The organism is Marinobacter sp. 3-2, from assembly GCF_003751355.1.
Classification (GTDB): domain Bacteria; phylum Pseudomonadota; class Gammaproteobacteria; order Pseudomonadales; family Oleiphilaceae; genus Marinobacter; species Marinobacter adhaerens.
The window spans coordinates 945,876-960,390 of sequence record NZ_RJUQ01000013.1; the positions used below are offsets into that span (position 1 = coordinate 945,876).

The 14,515-nt window shown below is 59.0% G+C and carries 14 protein-coding genes; 10 read left to right on the forward strand and 4 right to left on the reverse strand.

What is annotated here, in order from left to right:
• Positions 1–78: 78 nt before the first annotated feature.
• The 3 genes from EDB94_RS11590 to EDB94_RS11600 all read left to right on the forward strand — a co-directional run bounded on the left by EDB94_RS11590 (position 79) and on the right by EDB94_RS11600 (position 2,392).
• Positions 79–687, forward strand: coding sequence for a cytochrome c (locus tag EDB94_RS11590; RefSeq protein WP_062786024.1), 609 nt, complete (start codon positions 79–81; stop codon positions 685–687).
• Positions 688–830: 143 nt separating this feature from the next.
• On the forward strand, positions 831–1,466 hold the full coding sequence (locus EDB94_RS11595) for a thiol:disulfide interchange protein DsbA/DsbL (RefSeq protein WP_062786027.1): 636 nt from the start codon (positions 831–833) through the stop codon (positions 1,464–1,466).
• A gap of 65 nt (positions 1,467–1,531) precedes the next feature.
• A complete protein-coding gene (locus tag EDB94_RS11600) occupies positions 1,532–2,392 on the forward strand; it encodes an endonuclease/exonuclease/phosphatase family protein (RefSeq protein WP_062786030.1) in 861 nt (286 codons plus the stop codon).
• Between the two features lie 64 nt (positions 2,393–2,456).
• On the opposite strand, the gene rpmG is transcribed toward EDB94_RS11600, so the two are convergent.
• The 3 genes from rpmG to radC form a co-directional block, all read right to left on the reverse strand.
• Positions 2,457–2,612, reverse strand: a complete 156-nt coding sequence (gene rpmG / locus EDB94_RS11605) for a 50S ribosomal protein L33 (protein WP_008173465.1) — start codon at positions 2,610–2,612, stop codon at positions 2,457–2,459.
• Positions 2,613–2,623: 11 nt separating this feature from the next.
• On the reverse strand, positions 2,624–2,860 hold the full coding sequence (gene rpmB / locus EDB94_RS11610) for a 50S ribosomal protein L28 (protein ID WP_008173462.1): 237 nt from the start codon (positions 2,858–2,860) through the stop codon (positions 2,624–2,626).
• 228 nt (positions 2,861–3,088) lie between these two features.
• Positions 3,089–3,763, reverse strand: coding sequence for a DNA repair protein RadC (gene radC, locus EDB94_RS11615; protein ID WP_108018437.1), 675 nt, complete (start codon positions 3,761–3,763; stop codon positions 3,089–3,091).
• A 186-nt stretch (positions 3,764–3,949) separates the two neighbouring features.
• On the opposite strand from radC, the gene coaBC reads away from it, so the two are divergent.
• The 7 genes from coaBC to argA all read left to right on the forward strand — a co-directional run bounded on the left by coaBC (position 3,950) and on the right by argA (position 13,328).
• Positions 3,950–5,149, forward strand: a complete 1,200-nt coding sequence (coaBC, locus tag EDB94_RS11620) for a bifunctional phosphopantothenoylcysteine decarboxylase/phosphopantothenate--cysteine ligase CoaBC (RefSeq protein ID WP_014578509.1) — start codon at positions 3,950–3,952, stop codon at positions 5,147–5,149.
• Positions 5,150–5,190: 41 nt separating this feature from the next.
• Positions 5,191–5,652, forward strand: a complete 462-nt coding sequence (gene dut, locus EDB94_RS11625) for a dUTP diphosphatase (protein ID WP_008173456.1) — start codon at positions 5,191–5,193, stop codon at positions 5,650–5,652.
• A gap of 95 nt (positions 5,653–5,747) precedes the next feature.
• Positions 5,748–8,390 (forward strand): phosphomannomutase/phosphoglucomutase, encoded by a 2,643-nt coding sequence (locus EDB94_RS20970; RefSeq protein WP_108018438.1) that lies wholly within the window; start codon positions 5,748–5,750, stop codon positions 8,388–8,390.
• 57 nt (positions 8,391–8,447) lie between these two features.
• The gene (gene argB / locus EDB94_RS11635; protein WP_008173452.1) at positions 8,448–9,344 is read left to right on the forward strand and encodes an acetylglutamate kinase; all 897 of its coding nucleotides are present in this window, start codon (positions 8,448–8,450) and stop codon (positions 9,342–9,344) included.
• A gap of 24 nt (positions 9,345–9,368) precedes the next feature.
• Positions 9,369–10,619 (forward strand): acetylornithine deacetylase, encoded by a 1,251-nt coding sequence (locus tag EDB94_RS11640; protein WP_108018439.1) that lies wholly within the window; start codon positions 9,369–9,371, stop codon positions 10,617–10,619.
• 26 nt (positions 10,620–10,645) lie between these two features.
• Complete coding sequence (gene argE, locus EDB94_RS11645; protein WP_108018440.1) at positions 10,646–11,815, forward strand: acetylornithine deacetylase; 1,170 nt, start codon at positions 10,646–10,648, stop codon at positions 11,813–11,815.
• A gap of 205 nt (positions 11,816–12,020) precedes the next feature.
• Positions 12,021–13,328, forward strand: coding sequence for an amino-acid N-acetyltransferase (gene argA / locus EDB94_RS11650; protein ID WP_014578504.1), 1,308 nt, complete (start codon positions 12,021–12,023; stop codon positions 13,326–13,328).
• Here argA and EDB94_RS11655 read toward each other — a convergent pair.
• Positions 13,302–14,372: an aminopeptidase gene (locus tag EDB94_RS11655; RefSeq protein WP_108018441.1), complete on the reverse strand. Its 1,071-nt coding sequence runs from the start codon at positions 14,370–14,372 to the stop codon at positions 13,302–13,304. The two genes, argA and EDB94_RS11655, sit on opposite strands and share 27 nt — an antisense overlap.
• Positions 14,373–14,515: the final 143 nt, after the last annotated feature.

Sequence of the window (14,515 nt, forward strand, 5' to 3'; positions counted from 1 at the left end):
GTTTTGAGCCTGACTGGTCAGTGCCTGCCGGCTGCGTAGCGAAGAATACCCTTAAAAGATGAGAGAAGCGGAGCGAGCATGAAAAAACTGATCGCAGGAGTAGTTCTCGGTGTTGGCCTCACAGCGATGGCGCACGGGGCGGGAGATCCTCAAGCAGGCGAACAGAACGCAGCGGTATGTGCTGGTTGTCACGGTCAAGGCGGTGCCAAGCCGGTGATGGGCGTATACCCGAAGTTGTCTGGCCTTGGTGAGAAGTACCTGTATCGCCAGTTGGTGGCGATCAAGAGCAAAGAAAGAAACATTCCGGAGATGACTGGCATTCTGGACAACATGTCGGATCAGGATCTGCAGGATCTTGCAGCCTACTTTGATTCTCAGGAAATGGTTGTCAGTCAGGCAGATCCCGATCTGGTTGATCAGGGTTCGGCATTGTACCGTGGGGGCAACATGGCAACTGGCGTTCCGGCCTGTGCCGGCTGCCACAACCCGCAGGGTAACGGTAATGCACCGGCAGGCTATCCGGCCCTGGGCGGTCAGAACGCAGAGTACCTGGTCAAGCAATTGAAAGCCTATCGCGATGGTGATCGTAATAATGGCGCCAATGCTGCGATCATGATGGACGTGGCTGCCAAGCTGACGGATGCCGAAATCGAAGCGGTCTCCAGCTACATTTCCGGCCTGAACTGAAGCTGCCGGACTCTGTTGAAAACCCCGCCCTGTGCGGGGTTTTTTGTTGCCTTTCGTTTCTGTAACTGCCGACCGGTGGAACTTTTCGGGTACGCTGGGTCATAATCCTCCCAAAACGACATAGAGATAACCGGAGATTTTTCATGTTTCGATCCTTCAGAACGGCCTTCCTGCTTTTTTTGGCGCTGTCTGTCACCGGCCTGGCCAACGCCGCAGAGTGGAAAGAAGGGGTTCATTACAACCGGTTGGACAACCCGGTACGTACCGACAGCGATTCCGGAGTCGAGGTAGCGGAAGTCTTCTGGTATGGCTGCCCCCACTGCTACCGGTTCAAGCCTCTGGTTGAAGAATGGGCGGCCAACGCGCCTGACTACGTCAATTACGTGAAGATTCCCGCTGCCCTGGGGAGAAACTGGGAACCCCATGCTTACGCCTTCTATGCGCTTGAAGCGATGGGGGAGCTGGACAAGGTGCACGATGCCCTGTTTGATGCGCTTGCCGGCGAGCGTCGTCCGTTGAATACACCGGAAGCCCTTGCGGATTTCGTCGCGGAGTATGGGGTTGATCCGGATGAGTTTGTGAGCACCTATAAAAGCTTTGGTGTGAACGCCCGCATGCAAAAAGCCCAGTCGAAAATCCGCGGTGCGCGGATTACCGGAACTCCGACTATGCTGGTTAATGGCAAGTACACCGTTAGTGCATCTATGGCCGGCAGCCATGAGGCCGTTCTTGACGTGGTGGACTACCTGGTTGCCAAAGAGCGGGGCGACGTGGAGTAAGGAGCCCGGCCAGGGACGCAAGAGCCGAGTAAGACAAGCCGCCGGCCGGGTCGAGACCGCCCATTATGTACAAGCATATCCGAAAACAGTTGAATGGCATCCTGAAGCCGGCCGGCGGGCCAAGGGGTGCCTGCTCCGGGACCGAGCATGTGCCCGAGTTCGAGCCGCAACGACATATTCGCCTGCTCACCTTCAACATCCAGGTGGGAATCAACACCTCGTCCTACCGTCATTACCTCACACGAAGCTGGCAGCACATACTGCCTCACCGTAACCGTATCGAAAATCTTGACCGGATTGCCTCCCTGCTGCGCGGGTACGACGTGGTGGCTTTGCAGGAGTGCGATGGGGGCAGTCTGCGCAGCGGCTATATCAACCAGGTGCAGTACCTGGCCGAAGCGGCCGGCATTCCCTACTGGTACCAGCAATTGAACCGGAATCTCGGTCAGATCGCCCAGCACAGCAATGGCCTGCTGAGCCGGTATCGGCCCCTTGACGTTACCGAACACAAGTTGCCGGGCCTGATTCCGGGCCGGGGCGCCATCATCGCCCGATACGGAACCGAGCATGATCCACTGGTGCTGGTGCTGATGCACCTTTCCCTCAGCAAGACGGCTCAGCAACGCCAGCTGGGTTACATCCGGGAGCTGATTGCCGACTACCGGCATGTGGTTCTGATGGGAGATATGAACGCCCATGCCGAACAGCTACTGACTCAGACGCCCCTCAGGGAAACCGATCTGGTACCGCTACCGGATACCGCCCATAGCTTCCCCAGCTGGCGGCCGGAGAAAGCTTTGGATCATATCCTGGTAAGTCCTTCACTCGAGATCCGCCGGTCCGAGGTGGTGAGTTATCCGATGTCGGATCACCTGCCCATCGCCATGGATGTGGCGTTGCCGGAGGGCTACCTGGAGAAGTTCTGAATAGCATCAAGTCAAAAAAAAGCCCGGCGCATTGGCCGGGCTTTTTTGGATGCCGGATCAGGAATTACTTGATCTTGGCTTCCTTGTACGCAACGTGCTTGCGGACAACCGGATCGTACTTTTTGATCTCGATTTTTTCCGGAGTGTTACGCTTGTTCTTCTTGGTCGTGTAGAAGTGACCAGTACCTGCTGATGAAACCAGCTTGATTTTCTCGCGCATGATGCGGCTCCTTAAAATTTCTCGCCGCGGGCACGAAGATCGGCCAGCACAGCGTCAATGCCTTTTTTGTCGATGATGCGCATGCCCTTGGTGGATACGCGCAGCTTCACGAAACGCTTCTCGGACTCAACCCAGAAACGATGGTTCTGCAGATTCGGCAGAAAACGACGACGAGTGTGGTTCATCGCGTGGGAAACGTTGTTACCGGATACCGGACGCTTACCGGTAACCTGACAAACTCTGGACATACTTGCCTCCGACCTGAGCAATGGTCTCAATAATACGAATTCGTTTTTAATGCGTCTCTGGTTGCTAAGGAGCTATTACGCCCCCATTCGCGCCTCTAAACTGAACGCTGCTCGCCAGACGCCGCCAGAAAGGGACGCTTTTATACCAGAACTCACCCCCCAACGCAAAAAATTGTTGGGAATTTGGCCAGTTTTCCGGCATTGACGTGCAAGGTTAACCATCGGGCTTTACAGCAGACCCCGTTCAGCGAGAGATACTACCTCACCATGGCCAACAACCATATGGTCAAGAACCCTGATATCCACCAGTCCGAGGGCCTCTTTCAAGCGGCGGGTGAGGGAAATGTCGGCCTGGCTCGGTTCGGCGACGCCCGACGGGTGGTTGTGAGCGAAAATCACCGCTGCTGCATTGTCCTCCAGAGCCTGTCGCACCACTTCCCGCGGATAGACGGCCGCGCCATCGATGGTGCCCCGGAACAACTCACGGTATTGAATAACGCGATGGCGATTGTCCAGAAACAGGCCTGCGAAAACCTCGTGCGGGTAGGTGCCGAGCCGACTGGTAAGAAAGCGGCGGGTATCTTCGGGAGAGCGCAGGGGATCACCCTGGCGCAATGGTTCATCCATGACCCGGCGCGCCATTTCCATGGCCGCCTGAACCTGGGCGTATTTGGCGGTTCCCAGACCTTTGACATCGCAGAACTGGCGACGGGAAGCCGTCAGCAACCCCCGAAGCCCGGAAAACTCCTCAATCAGGTAGCGAGCCAATGCCATGACCGGCATGCCGGTGGTGCCGGTGCGTAAAAACAGGGCGAGCAGTTCGGCGTCGGAGAGGGTTTGCGGTCCGTGGGCGAGCAGGCGTTCCCGTGGACGTTCGTCCGTGGGCCAGGCGGGGTCTGACATCGTGGCTTCCTTGCATTGGTTGTCTCCTGCCCTGGTGCTTCCTGCACCGCGACGGGCATCTCAGGGTTACAAAGGTTACTTTAAAAACTAACAATCGGTAAACGTATGCCGGGTCTGGCAGGCTGTCGCTGCGGCCTGAGCATGCTATCTTATAAGCCTTTCATTTTATGCGGAAACGGAGCCCCTATGGCCGCCAGACGAATCCTCCTGGGAGTAACCGGTGGTATCGCTGCCTATAAAAGTGCCGAGCTGGTTCGCCAGTTAAAGAAAGCGGGCCATGAGGTGAGGGTTGTTATGACCCGCGGGGCGGAAGCGTTCGTGGCACCACTGACCTTTCAGGCCCTCAGTGGCGAGCCCGTGAGGACGTCCTTGCTGGACCCTGAGGCGGAAGCTGGTATGGGGCATATTGAACTGGCCAAGTGGGCTGATCAGTTGGTCGTTGCGCCGGCGTCGGCCGATTTTATCGCCCGCCTTGCCCAGGGGATGGCAGACGATCTGTTAACCACCGTTTGTTGTGCAACCGAGGCGCCCATTGCCGTGGTGCCTGCGATGAATCAGGCAATGTGGAGCAATGGCCGTACCCAGAGAAATATCCGGCTGCTTGAAGAGGATCCCCAGATCGAATTATGGGGGCCGGCTCAGGGAGCGCAGGCCTGTGGTGATACCGGGCCAGGGAGAATGTTGGAGCCGGAGGACATTGTTGCGCTTGTCGATCACGGTCGCACAGGCGTGCTCGCTGGCAAGACGGTCGTGATTACTGCAGGCCCGACCCGAGAGCCTATCGACCCGGTGCGCTATATAAGCAATCACAGCTCCGGGAAAATGGGTTATGCCCTGGCCAGCGAGGCGCAGAAGGCAGGTGCCCGGGTGATTCTGGTCAGTGGTCCGGTAGCGCTTTCCGCGCCTATCGGTGTCGAGGTTCGTCCGGTGTTAACGGCCGAGGACATGTTGCAGGAAGCCTCAAGCGCCGTGGATGAAGGCTGTGACCTGTTTATTGCGACAGCTGCGGTCGCCGATTACCGTCCGGAAACCTGTGCCGGAGACAAGATCAAGAAGTCCAGTGACGCCATGGCGCTCTCGCTGGTGCGCAATCCCGACACCCTGGCTACCATAGCCGGCCGCGACGATGCGCCTTTTAGCGTAGGTTTCGCGGCCGAAACCACCGATGTGGCGAGCTACGCCACCGACAAAATGCAACGCAAGAAACTGAACATGATCGTGGCCAACGATGTGTCTGCGCCCGGGCTGGGCTTTAACAGCGACAACAATGCGGTGACCGTATTCTGGCCGGGTGGCCAGACGTCGATCGGTCCCGACAGCAAAACGAACATTGCCCGACAGCTTGTGGCGATGATAGGTGAACATCTTGGTCAGGCGGCCCGCTGACTCAGCGAAGCGCACCTGCACTACAATCGACAGGACCCCTCATGAGCAGGAAAAATCTTCAGGTACGTATTCTGGATGATCGCATTGGCAGCCAGATTCCGTTTCCCGAGTATGCCACCGAAGGCTCCGCAGGCCTTGATCTTCGGGCCTGTCTGGACGAGCCGCTGACCCTCGAGCCGGGCGATACCCAACTGATCAGGACAGGGTTGTCGATCCACATTGCCGATCCATCGCTGGCGGCCATGATCCTGCCCCGAAGCGGGCTCGGCCACAAGCACGGTATTGTGCTTGGCAACCTGGTGGGCTTGATTGATTCGGATTACCAGGGCGAGTTAATGGTGTCCTGCTGGAACCGGGGGCGCACCAGCTTTACCGTGGATGTGGGGGAGCGTCTGGCACAGTTGGTGCTGGTACCCGTTGTGCAGGCTGATTTTGAGGTGGTTTCGGAATTCGACGCCAGCGCCCGCGGTGAAGGCGGTTTTGGCTCCACCGGCACAAGGTGACCGGGAAGCCGGCCACGCAGAACATTGTGCCGGCGTCTATACTTTGCGGATAACTGCTTGTCCAGGACGATAAAATTACAACTGCAGGATGGACTATGAAGCTGGGTAAAAAGAAAGATGCCGACGCGTCAGTTGATGAAAAGCCGGCGAAGAAGGCGGTGAAGAAGGAAAAAACCAGTTCTTCGGGACCCAAACTGAAGAAACTCAATTCCGTGGCGGTGAGCCAGTCGCTGGTCGTGGTCCTTGCGGGGGTGATTGCCGTTGCCTTGCTTCATTTTCTGGTGGTTCAGCCGTCGGCAAAGGAACGCTTCGAGTCATTGAAAGTTCTGGAAGCGGATGCCGCCGCCCTTCGACTGAACCAGTATTTTGACCAGGTCCAGAAAAGCGTCAATGGTCTGGCTACCCAGCCCCATGTCGTTCAGGCCCTGAACAGCCGAAACGAGATTCCGACGACCGAGGTGCAGCTGGCGGATTCACTGCCCGGCATCGAGGCGGTTCATCTGTTTCCCTACCGTGACATTCCACGCACCTCCAGCAGTGAGGGCCTGCTGGGCTTCTCCGGGCTTGAGCTGGCCCGGCGCGCTGAAACCGGCCAGCGACTGTTTCCCGACGCGTTTCCACGGGATAACCGGTGGTTTGTCCAGATGGCAACCCCGGTTCGCAATCCGACCAGCAATGCGGTCATCGGCAGCCTGCTGATTATCTTCGACTCCGGCCAGATCCAGCCGTTGCTGCAAGTGGTCAACTCCAGCCTCGGTGGTCAGCTCGCGCTGGTGCAGACCGTGTCCGGTTCATCCCGCACCGTGGTCAGTAACGGCAGCGGCTCCGGAAACGCGGAATCCCGCCGGCTTTCCAATCCGGACTGGACCGTAGCCTACACCCCTGCAAAATCGTCCGCAGCGCCGGTTGATACGGTAATGATAGCGCTTCTGGTCGGCGTGCCCGCGTTGATCGCTGCCATCATCGTCTGGGTACTGCTGGGCGGGGCCCAGAAGGGCTTACGTCAGGATGTGACGGCCCTGATCCAGTGGGCGCACAAGGTGTTCGGCGGAGAGCGGGTAAAGCTGCCGACCTTCCGTTGGGACATGGTGGCCTCAACCGGTGAGGTGCTCTACCGTTTGTCCCAGGTGGTTGATAAACGGGTCGCCAAGGCTGGAGAAACCGCCAAACCCAGGCCCGCCGGTTCCGGAAAGGCTGGCGGTGGTGCCGCCAAGGGCGGCGATGAGCCTTTGTTCCAGGACAAGGACATGCCCGATATCGACATGCTTGATGGGGATGAGGACGTTCTGGGCTTCGGCAGCGGCGATGATACCGTCTTTGGTTCCGGCGACACTCCGGACGTGGAAGAGGTGACCCTGCCTCAGGTGGAGCTTTCCCAGGATATTTTCCGGGCCTATGACATTCGGGGTATTGTCGGCGAAACCCTGACCGCCGAGGGCGTTGAAGTCATCGGTCGGGCCATCGGTTCGGAGGCCCGGGAGCGCGGTGTCGACAGCCTTTGCATTGGTTATGACGGCCGCCATTCCAGCCCGGATCTGGCCGATGCCCTGGCACGCGGTGTCATGGCAGCCGGGTGCAACGTGATTCACGTGGGGGCCGTGCCCACACCGGTCCTCTATTTTGCCACCCACGAACTCCAGACTGGCTCTGGCGTTATGGTGACCGGCAGTCACAACCCGGCCAACTATAACGGCCTGAAAATCATGTTGGGTGGCGAAACCCTTTCAGGTGAGGCCATCCAGAAACTGTATCAGCGCATCCAGACCGGAGATTTTGCCAGCGGTCGGGGCAGCCAGAGCACCGAGGATGTGCGCCGTGCTTACCTGGACCGGATTGTTGGCGATATTGCGGTAGCGGCACCGCTCAAGGTGGTCGTCGATGCCGGCAATGGCATTGCCGGTGAGCTGGCCCCCATGCTGATCGAGGAGCTGGGCTGCGAAGTGATTCCGCTCTACTGCGAGGTGGACGGTGACTTCCCGAATCACCATCCCGACCCAGGTAAGCCGGCGAATCTGGCGGATCTGATTGCCCGGGTTGAATCGGAAGGGGCCGACATCGGTTTGGCCTTCGACGGCGATGGTGACCGTCTCGGTGTAGTAACCAATTCCGGCAAGATTATCTGGCCGGACCGGCTGATGATGCTGTTTGCCCGGGATGTGGTTTCACGGAATCCGGGGGCCGATGTCCTTTACGATGTGAAATGCAGCCGCAGGCTGGCCGGGGTGATTTCAGAAGCCGGGGGCCGACCGATCATGTGGAAAACCGGTCATTCCCTGATGAAGGCAAAAATGAAAGAGACTGGCGCCTTGCTGGCCGGGGAAATGAGTGGTCATATTTTCTTTGGCGAGCGCTGGTACGGGTTTGATGACGGTCTGTATTCTGCGGCCCGCCTGCTGGAAATTCTGGGCATTGAGGATCGTCACAGCGATGAAGTTTTCGAGGATTTCCCGGATGACATCAGTACGCCAGAGCTGAATGTCGAAGTGACGGAAAGTTCCAAGTTCGACATTATCAAACGCCTCGGCGAGTCCGGGGATTTCGGTGACGGCAATATCAGCACCATCGACGGCATCCGGGTGGACTACGCCGACGGCTGGGGGCTGTGCCGGGCATCAAACACCACACCGGTGCTGGTCTTACGCTTTGAAGCGGAGACCGACGAGGCACTGGAGCGTATCAAGTCTGTGTTCCGTGACCAGCTTCAGAAGGCAGCGCCGGATCTGGTGGCGGATTTCTGATTCGCAGTCACCGAGTTTCACAGGCAAGTTTCAATACAGGATCAACAAGGCAAAAACATGGCGCTGGATCGTGAAACAGCAATGCAGGTGGCTTCGGTACTTAGCCGGGGCCTGCCTTATATTCAGAGATTTACCGGCAAGACCGTGGTCATCAAGTATGGCGGTAACGCCATGGAAAACGAAGACCTGAAGAGCAGTTTTGCCCGCGATGTGGTGCTGATGAAACTTGTAGGCATCAACCCGATCGTTGTCCATGGCGGTGGCCCGCAGATCGGCGAGCTGCTGGAGCGTTTGAACATCCAGTCCCGATTCGTCAACGGCATGCGGGTAACCGATTCCGAAACCATGGACGTGGTGGAGATGGTGCTTGGTGGCCAGGTGAACAAGGAAATTGTCTCCCTGATCAACTCTCACGGCGGCATGGCGGTGGGGCTCACCGGCAAAGACGCCAATCTGATACGAGCCCGCAAGCTGGAGGTGGTCGACCGCTCTCCCGAACTGGAACGCCCGGAGATTATCGACATCGGCCATGTGGGCGAGGTCGCCAGTGTCAACGTGGATGTGATTGAGATGCTTACCCGCAGCAACCTGATTCCCGTGATTGCACCGATTGGCGTGGGACCGGATGGCGCCTCCTACAACATCAATGCCGACCTGGTGGCGGGTAAGGTGGCCGAGGCCATGAAGGCCGAGAAGCTGATGCTGCTGACCAACGTCTCCGGCCTCAAGAGCAAGGAAGACAAGGTGCTTACCGGGCTCACGGCCAAGCAGGTCAATGATCTCATCGAGGACGGCACCATTCATGGTGGCATGCTCCCCAAGATCCGTTGTGCACTGAGTGCCGTCGAAAACGGCGTGCGCACGTCCCATATTATCGACGGCAGGGTCGCTCATGCGTGTCTGTTGGAGATCTTCACTGATGAGGGTGTCGGCACCCTGATTTCCCGTAACTGACGGCACCCGACAAGGAGTCTCCGGATGAAGCGCCTGCTTGCGACGCTGGTAATACTGGTTCTGGTCGGCTTTGCCGCATTCAAGGCGGGGGTCTGGTGGCTGGCGGATCAGCGCATGGCCGAGGCGAGACAGGCGCTGGAGCCCCACGGTGTTCTGCACAGGGGCAGCATCAGTTCCGGCGTTGAGGGCCGGTTGGTTCTCAACGACGCCAGCTGGCAGGATTTCGAGCTCACCCAGCCTCTGGACATGGCGAGGGTGGAGCTTGATACCGGCTCACCCGTCAGTTTGCTCTCTGTCCTGTTCGACCCGGCTGGCATGCCGGAACAATGGACCTTGCGACTCGACGGCCTTGGCCTGACCCTCGACCCGACCATGCTTCGTAACTGGGTTACTGCAGAAGGCGCCAATAGCGAGGGCGATCCGGCCTTGTTTGCGCTTTCCTGCGCGCCAGATCCGCGCCAACAGCTGGGTAGCGGTGACCTGATCCGCATGGGCATCACAGCACTCGCCGGGGATGGCTTTGTGCGACAGACTCCGGGCAATCTCCATGCTGAGTTGAATACCGTCAGCACCGGCAGTCTGGAACTGGACTGGCGTGATGCTCGAATCCGAATCCAGGATGCCGAGCTGACCGTTTCCGGTGGCGCCGAGCCGATGACGCTGACCTTGCGTGATGGTGGCCTGATGCGTCGCATCGCCGCCTATTGCGCCCGCGAAGCCGGTATCGAAACCGGAGAATGGGCCGGGCGCGCAGTGCAGGCGCTGTCTGCCGGGCTTGAAGCCCGGGGCCTGGCCGCCAGTGTCCAGCTGAAAGCGTTGTACCGGCAGTGGCTGCTGGAGGGCGGTGAGCTCACGGTAGATGTGCAGCCGGCCCAGCCTCTGCTCGGAGTGCCTGTAAGAACGGCTGAAAACGAGGGTGCGGGCATGAGCTGGCCAGTTCGTTACAACGGTGCAGGCGTGCCGGACGTCTATCTGGCCGAGGCTGAGCCGGTTGTTCAGGAAACACCAGAGGTGGCCGTCGAGCCGGTGGTGCCACGGGAGGATCCTGAGACCGAAACCTGGTATCCGGCGAATCTTGAAACCGCCGAACAATGGGTTGACCGGCAGGTCCGGGTAACGCTTTCCAACGAGAACGTGGTGGAAGGGCGTCTGGTGAGCGTCAGCGAACGCGAGCTGGAAGTGGCCCGGGTTATCGCTGGCGGTGAAGTCGCCTACCCGATGTTGATCCGGGCGATTACCAACTTTGAAGTCTGGCGGCGTGGCCGTGCACAATGATTCCAATGGGAATCTGAGAGGAAACTATGTCGCAGTCCGATAGCAAATCCGCAGTGGTGCCGGGCATTCGTGACATGCTTGCCCGCCTGATATCTCTGCCCTCAATCAGCAGCGCGTCGGCAAAATGGGATCATAGTAACGAGCCCGTGGTGCGAACCCTGGCAGAATGGCTCGAAGCCCTCGGGTTTTCCGTGGAAATCCTGGAAGTGCCAGGCATGCCCGGAAAATTCAACCTGATCGGAACCCTTGGCAGCGGCCCGGGCGGTCTTGTGTTGTCCGGCCATACCGATACGGTGCCCTTTGATGACAAACGCTGGCAGAGCGACCCCTTTACCCTGACCGAGCGGGACAATCGCTGGTACGGGCTGGGTACCTGCGACATGAAAGGCTTTTTCCCGCTGGCCATTGAAGCAGCCAGGGCCTTTGTGGACGAAGATCTCAAACAGCCCCTGATTATACTGGCCACTGCCGACGAAGAGAGCTCCATGGACGGTGCCCGGGCCCTGGCAGAAGCTGGCAAGCCCAAGGCCCGCTACGCGGTCATCGGCGAGCCGACCAGCCTGAAACCGGTGCGCATGCACAAGGGCATCATGATGGAGCGCCTGAAATTCGAGGGCCAGTCCGGTCATTCCTCCAATCCGGCCCTCGGCCGCAACGCCATGGAAGGAATGCACGAAGCGCTCACCGAGTTGCTGGCACTCCGGTCAGGCTGGCAGGAAAAGTACCGGAACCCGAACTTCGAGGTACAGTTTCCAACCCTGAACCTTGGCTGCATTCACGGCGGTGACAATCCAAACCGCATCTGTGCCCAGTGCGAGCTGCACTTTGATCTGCGTCCGCTGCCGGGCATGAACATGGAAACCCTGCGCCAGACCATTTTGAGCAAGGTGCAGCCGATCGCGGAACGGCGGGAACTGTCCCTGGAATTCGAACCGCTCTTCGACGGGGTTCCGCCCTTTGAAACCCCGGCCGATGCCGCTCTGGTCAAAGCCTGCGAGAAACTGACGGGCCATACCGCTCATGCCGTCGCCTTCGCCACGGAAGCGCCCTGGCTCCAGAAGCTCGGCTTGGAAACCCTGGTCATGGGGCCCGGCTCAATCGATCAGGCGCACCAACCGGATGAATTTATAGAGCTGTCCCAGCTTGATCCAACCGTTAAAGTACTGCGAGGGCTGATCCGACAATTCTGTCTGTGAGCATGGGGCAGGCCCCTCTGAATTCTGCGGAGAGTCCTGGCGGGGAGGGTGTTCCAAAACCGTGGAGCGCCAGGGATGGCGCGACCGAGCCCTACAGGGACGTATTTACGGGCGTGTTTTGGCACACCCTCCTCGACAGGACTCGGCAAACTCCTCAAGATAAACTACCTGCCTTTAGAAGATAACGAGAGACCAGGAGAAAGGTTTGAAATCAAACGACTGGCTGCATGGATTCCGCCATTCATCCCCCTACATCAACGCCCACCGCGGGCGCACGGTGGTATTGACCATTCCGGGGGATGCGATTGAACACGGGAATTTCATCAACATCATCCATGACATCGCGCTGCTGAGCAGTCTTGGTGTGCGGCTGGTCGTTGCCTTTGGAGCCCGCCCGCAAATCCAGACGCGGCTGGATGCTGCAGGAATCGAATCGTCGTTTTCAAAAGGTTTGCGGATTACGCCGCAAGAGCACCTCAGTATGGTGATGGAGGCTGTCGGTGGCCTGAGAGCCTACCTGGAAAGCCACCTGTCCATGGGGTTGGTCAATTCGCCGATGCACAATGCCCGTATCCGGGTGAGTGGCGGCAATTATGTGGCTGCCAAGCCCGTGGGTGTGCTCGACGGTATTGATTTTGGCCACACTGGCAAAGTGCGCCGGGTTGATGTGGCTGGTATCGAGAAGCTGCTGGAGCTCGGTCACATTGTCCTGTTGCCGCCCATGGGCTATTCGCCCACGGGGGATGCCTTCAACCTCTCCTACGAGGATGTTGGCAGCCAGGTGGCAGCGGCACTGCAGGCCGAGAAGCTGATGGTGTTTATTGATGATCCCGGGTTGCAGGAAGAGGACGGTACTTTGATCCGGGAGCTGTCGGCGCGCCAGGCGTCCGAGCGCCTGGCGGCCGGTGCGGTGACCGGTCACGATGCCGACTTGCTGCGAGCTGCCTGTGATGCCTGTGTGAAGGGTGTACGTCGCGCCCACATCATCAGCTATGTGGATGACGGCGCCCTGCTGAAGGAGCTCTTCACGCGGGATGGCGCCGGCACGTTGGTCAGTGGCGATCACTACGAGCAATTTCGCCAGGCCCGGGTCGAGGACATCGGCGGGATTCTGGAGCTGATCCAGCCGCTGGAAGAGCAGGGCATTCTGGTTCGCCGCTCCCGGGAGATGCTGGAAACCGAGATTGACCGCTTTGTTGTGGCGGAGCGCGACGGCACTATCGTGGGCTGTGCCGCTCTGTACAGCTACCCTGAAGAAGGCGCCGGCGAGTTGTCCTGCTTCGCGGTAGACCCGACCTATCGCCGGGCCGGACGGGGTGATGAGATTCTGGCAATGGTGGAGAAGCTGGCCAGGGGGCAGGGTATCCAGAAGCTGTTCGTGCTCACCACCCAGACGGAGCACTGGTTCCGGGAGCGGGGCTTCCAGCCTTCGACAGTGCAGGCCCTGCCCGGGCCGAAGCTGGCTGCCTATAACACCCAGCGGAACTCAAAGGTGTTCTTCAAACCGCTCTGACAGGGCGGCCAGATGTTCAGTCCTCTGGGGTTCCGGTTGCTCTGACAGCGTCTCGACGGCCTTGTAAAAGTCCGCAAAGTCGTAGCCTGCATTCCGAAGCATCTGACGGAACGCCGGTACGTGCTGGTTGTACTGACGAAACAGCGCCAGGTTGGCATTGTTCAGGCTGACTGGTACCGGTCCGAACGGGCCCGGTTCGGACCACTCTGCGGAAAGTTCCTGATAGGCAAGAGCCAGCTCTTGGTAAATGGCCGCCTTGCGATTCCGCAGTTGCTGGTCTGGCAAGACGTCCTGCTGAGCATAAAGAACGTCCAGCCGGGCACTGAAGTCTTCGACCAGGGAGAGCGTCTGGTTTCGGCGAGCCAGGCGGTCCAGTGCCTCCTCGAACTGGCCGGGTTTGCCCTGGTCCGATAGCCAGAGCCTGAGCCCTTCCAGCTCCACCGCGGTGGCAAAGCTTTCGTTAAATGCCGTGTCATCGGCGATGTAGACCACCTGGTGTGCCAGCTCATGGAACATCAGGGCGACCATGCGATCCTCCGTCAGTCGGGTAAAGCCGGTGTGCAGGGGATCATCGAACCAGCCGAGGGTGGAATAGGCCGTCACGCCGCCGATAAACGTGTCGAAGCCCTTGTTGCGAAACTGCGACTCCTCGGCACGCGCATCCGCCAGGCTGTAGTATCCCCGGTAGGCCTGACAGCCGAGCACCGGATAGCACCAGCGGTGCGGTTCCAGGGAGAACTCCGGCACAGCCACCAGGTTCACCACTACCCAGGGTCTGTCGAGATCCACGTAGTCGCTGAAGGCTTCTCCCACCGGCAGGGCCAGTCGTTGACCGGCGAATTCCCGGGCCTGTTGCGCTACCGTGAGTTTTCCCCGAAGGTCCATCGGCGTTGAGGTGTCGGAGAGAATGTCGTCGACCGGTTCCGCCGACATCATCAGGGAGAGATGGCCACTGACAGCCTGCGAATAGTAGCCAATGGTCGAACAGCCGTTAAGCATTGTTACCAGTAGCAAAAGTAGATAGATCTGACTAAGCTGTTTCATGGGTCAGGATGTTATAGTGGATTGGTTTGCCTGTGGGGGCCAGGCCGCTATAGTACAATCATGGTCTCTATAGTAGCAGCCGGTGGCATCCGCCATCGTTTCAGGGACGTGAGCCGGTACCGGGCGCTGTGTTCGGTGATCGT

What these genes read in the sequence shown, in the direction of transcription:
- EDB94_RS11590 (WP_062786024.1), top strand. Translation starts at nt 79, where the DNA reads ATGAAAAAACTGATCGCAGGAGTAGTTCTCGGTGTTGGCCTCACAGCG.
- EDB94_RS11595 (WP_062786027.1), top strand. Translation starts at nt 831, where the DNA reads ATGTTTCGATCCTTCAGAACGGCCTTCCTGCTTTTTTTGGCGCTGTCT.
- EDB94_RS11600 (WP_062786030.1), top strand. Translation starts at nt 1,532, where the DNA reads ATGTACAAGCATATCCGAAAACAGTTGAATGGCATCCTGAAGCCGGCC.
- rpmG (WP_008173465.1), bottom strand. Translation starts at nt 2,612, where the DNA reads ATGCGCGAGAAAATCAAGCTGGTTTCATCAGCAGGTACTGGTCACTTC.
- rpmB (WP_008173462.1), bottom strand. Translation starts at nt 2,860, where the DNA reads ATGTCCAGAGTTTGTCAGGTTACCGGTAAGCGTCCGGTATCCGGTAAC.
- radC (WP_108018437.1), bottom strand. Translation starts at nt 3,763, where the DNA reads ATGTCAGACCCCGCCTGGCCCACGGACGAACGTCCACGGGAACGCCTG.
- coaBC (WP_014578509.1), top strand. Translation starts at nt 3,950, where the DNA reads ATGGCCGCCAGACGAATCCTCCTGGGAGTAACCGGTGGTATCGCTGCC.
- dut (WP_008173456.1), top strand. Translation starts at nt 5,191, where the DNA reads ATGAGCAGGAAAAATCTTCAGGTACGTATTCTGGATGATCGCATTGGC.
- EDB94_RS20970 (WP_108018438.1), top strand. Translation starts at nt 5,748, where the DNA reads ATGAAGCTGGGTAAAAAGAAAGATGCCGACGCGTCAGTTGATGAAAAG.
- argB (WP_008173452.1), top strand. Translation starts at nt 8,448, where the DNA reads ATGGCGCTGGATCGTGAAACAGCAATGCAGGTGGCTTCGGTACTTAGC.
- EDB94_RS11640 (WP_108018439.1), top strand. Translation starts at nt 9,369, where the DNA reads ATGAAGCGCCTGCTTGCGACGCTGGTAATACTGGTTCTGGTCGGCTTT.
- argE (WP_108018440.1), top strand. Translation starts at nt 10,646, where the DNA reads ATGTCGCAGTCCGATAGCAAATCCGCAGTGGTGCCGGGCATTCGTGAC.
- EDB94_RS11655 (WP_108018441.1), bottom strand. Translation starts at nt 14,372, where the DNA reads ATGAAACAGCTTAGTCAGATCTATCTACTTTTGCTACTGGTAACAATG.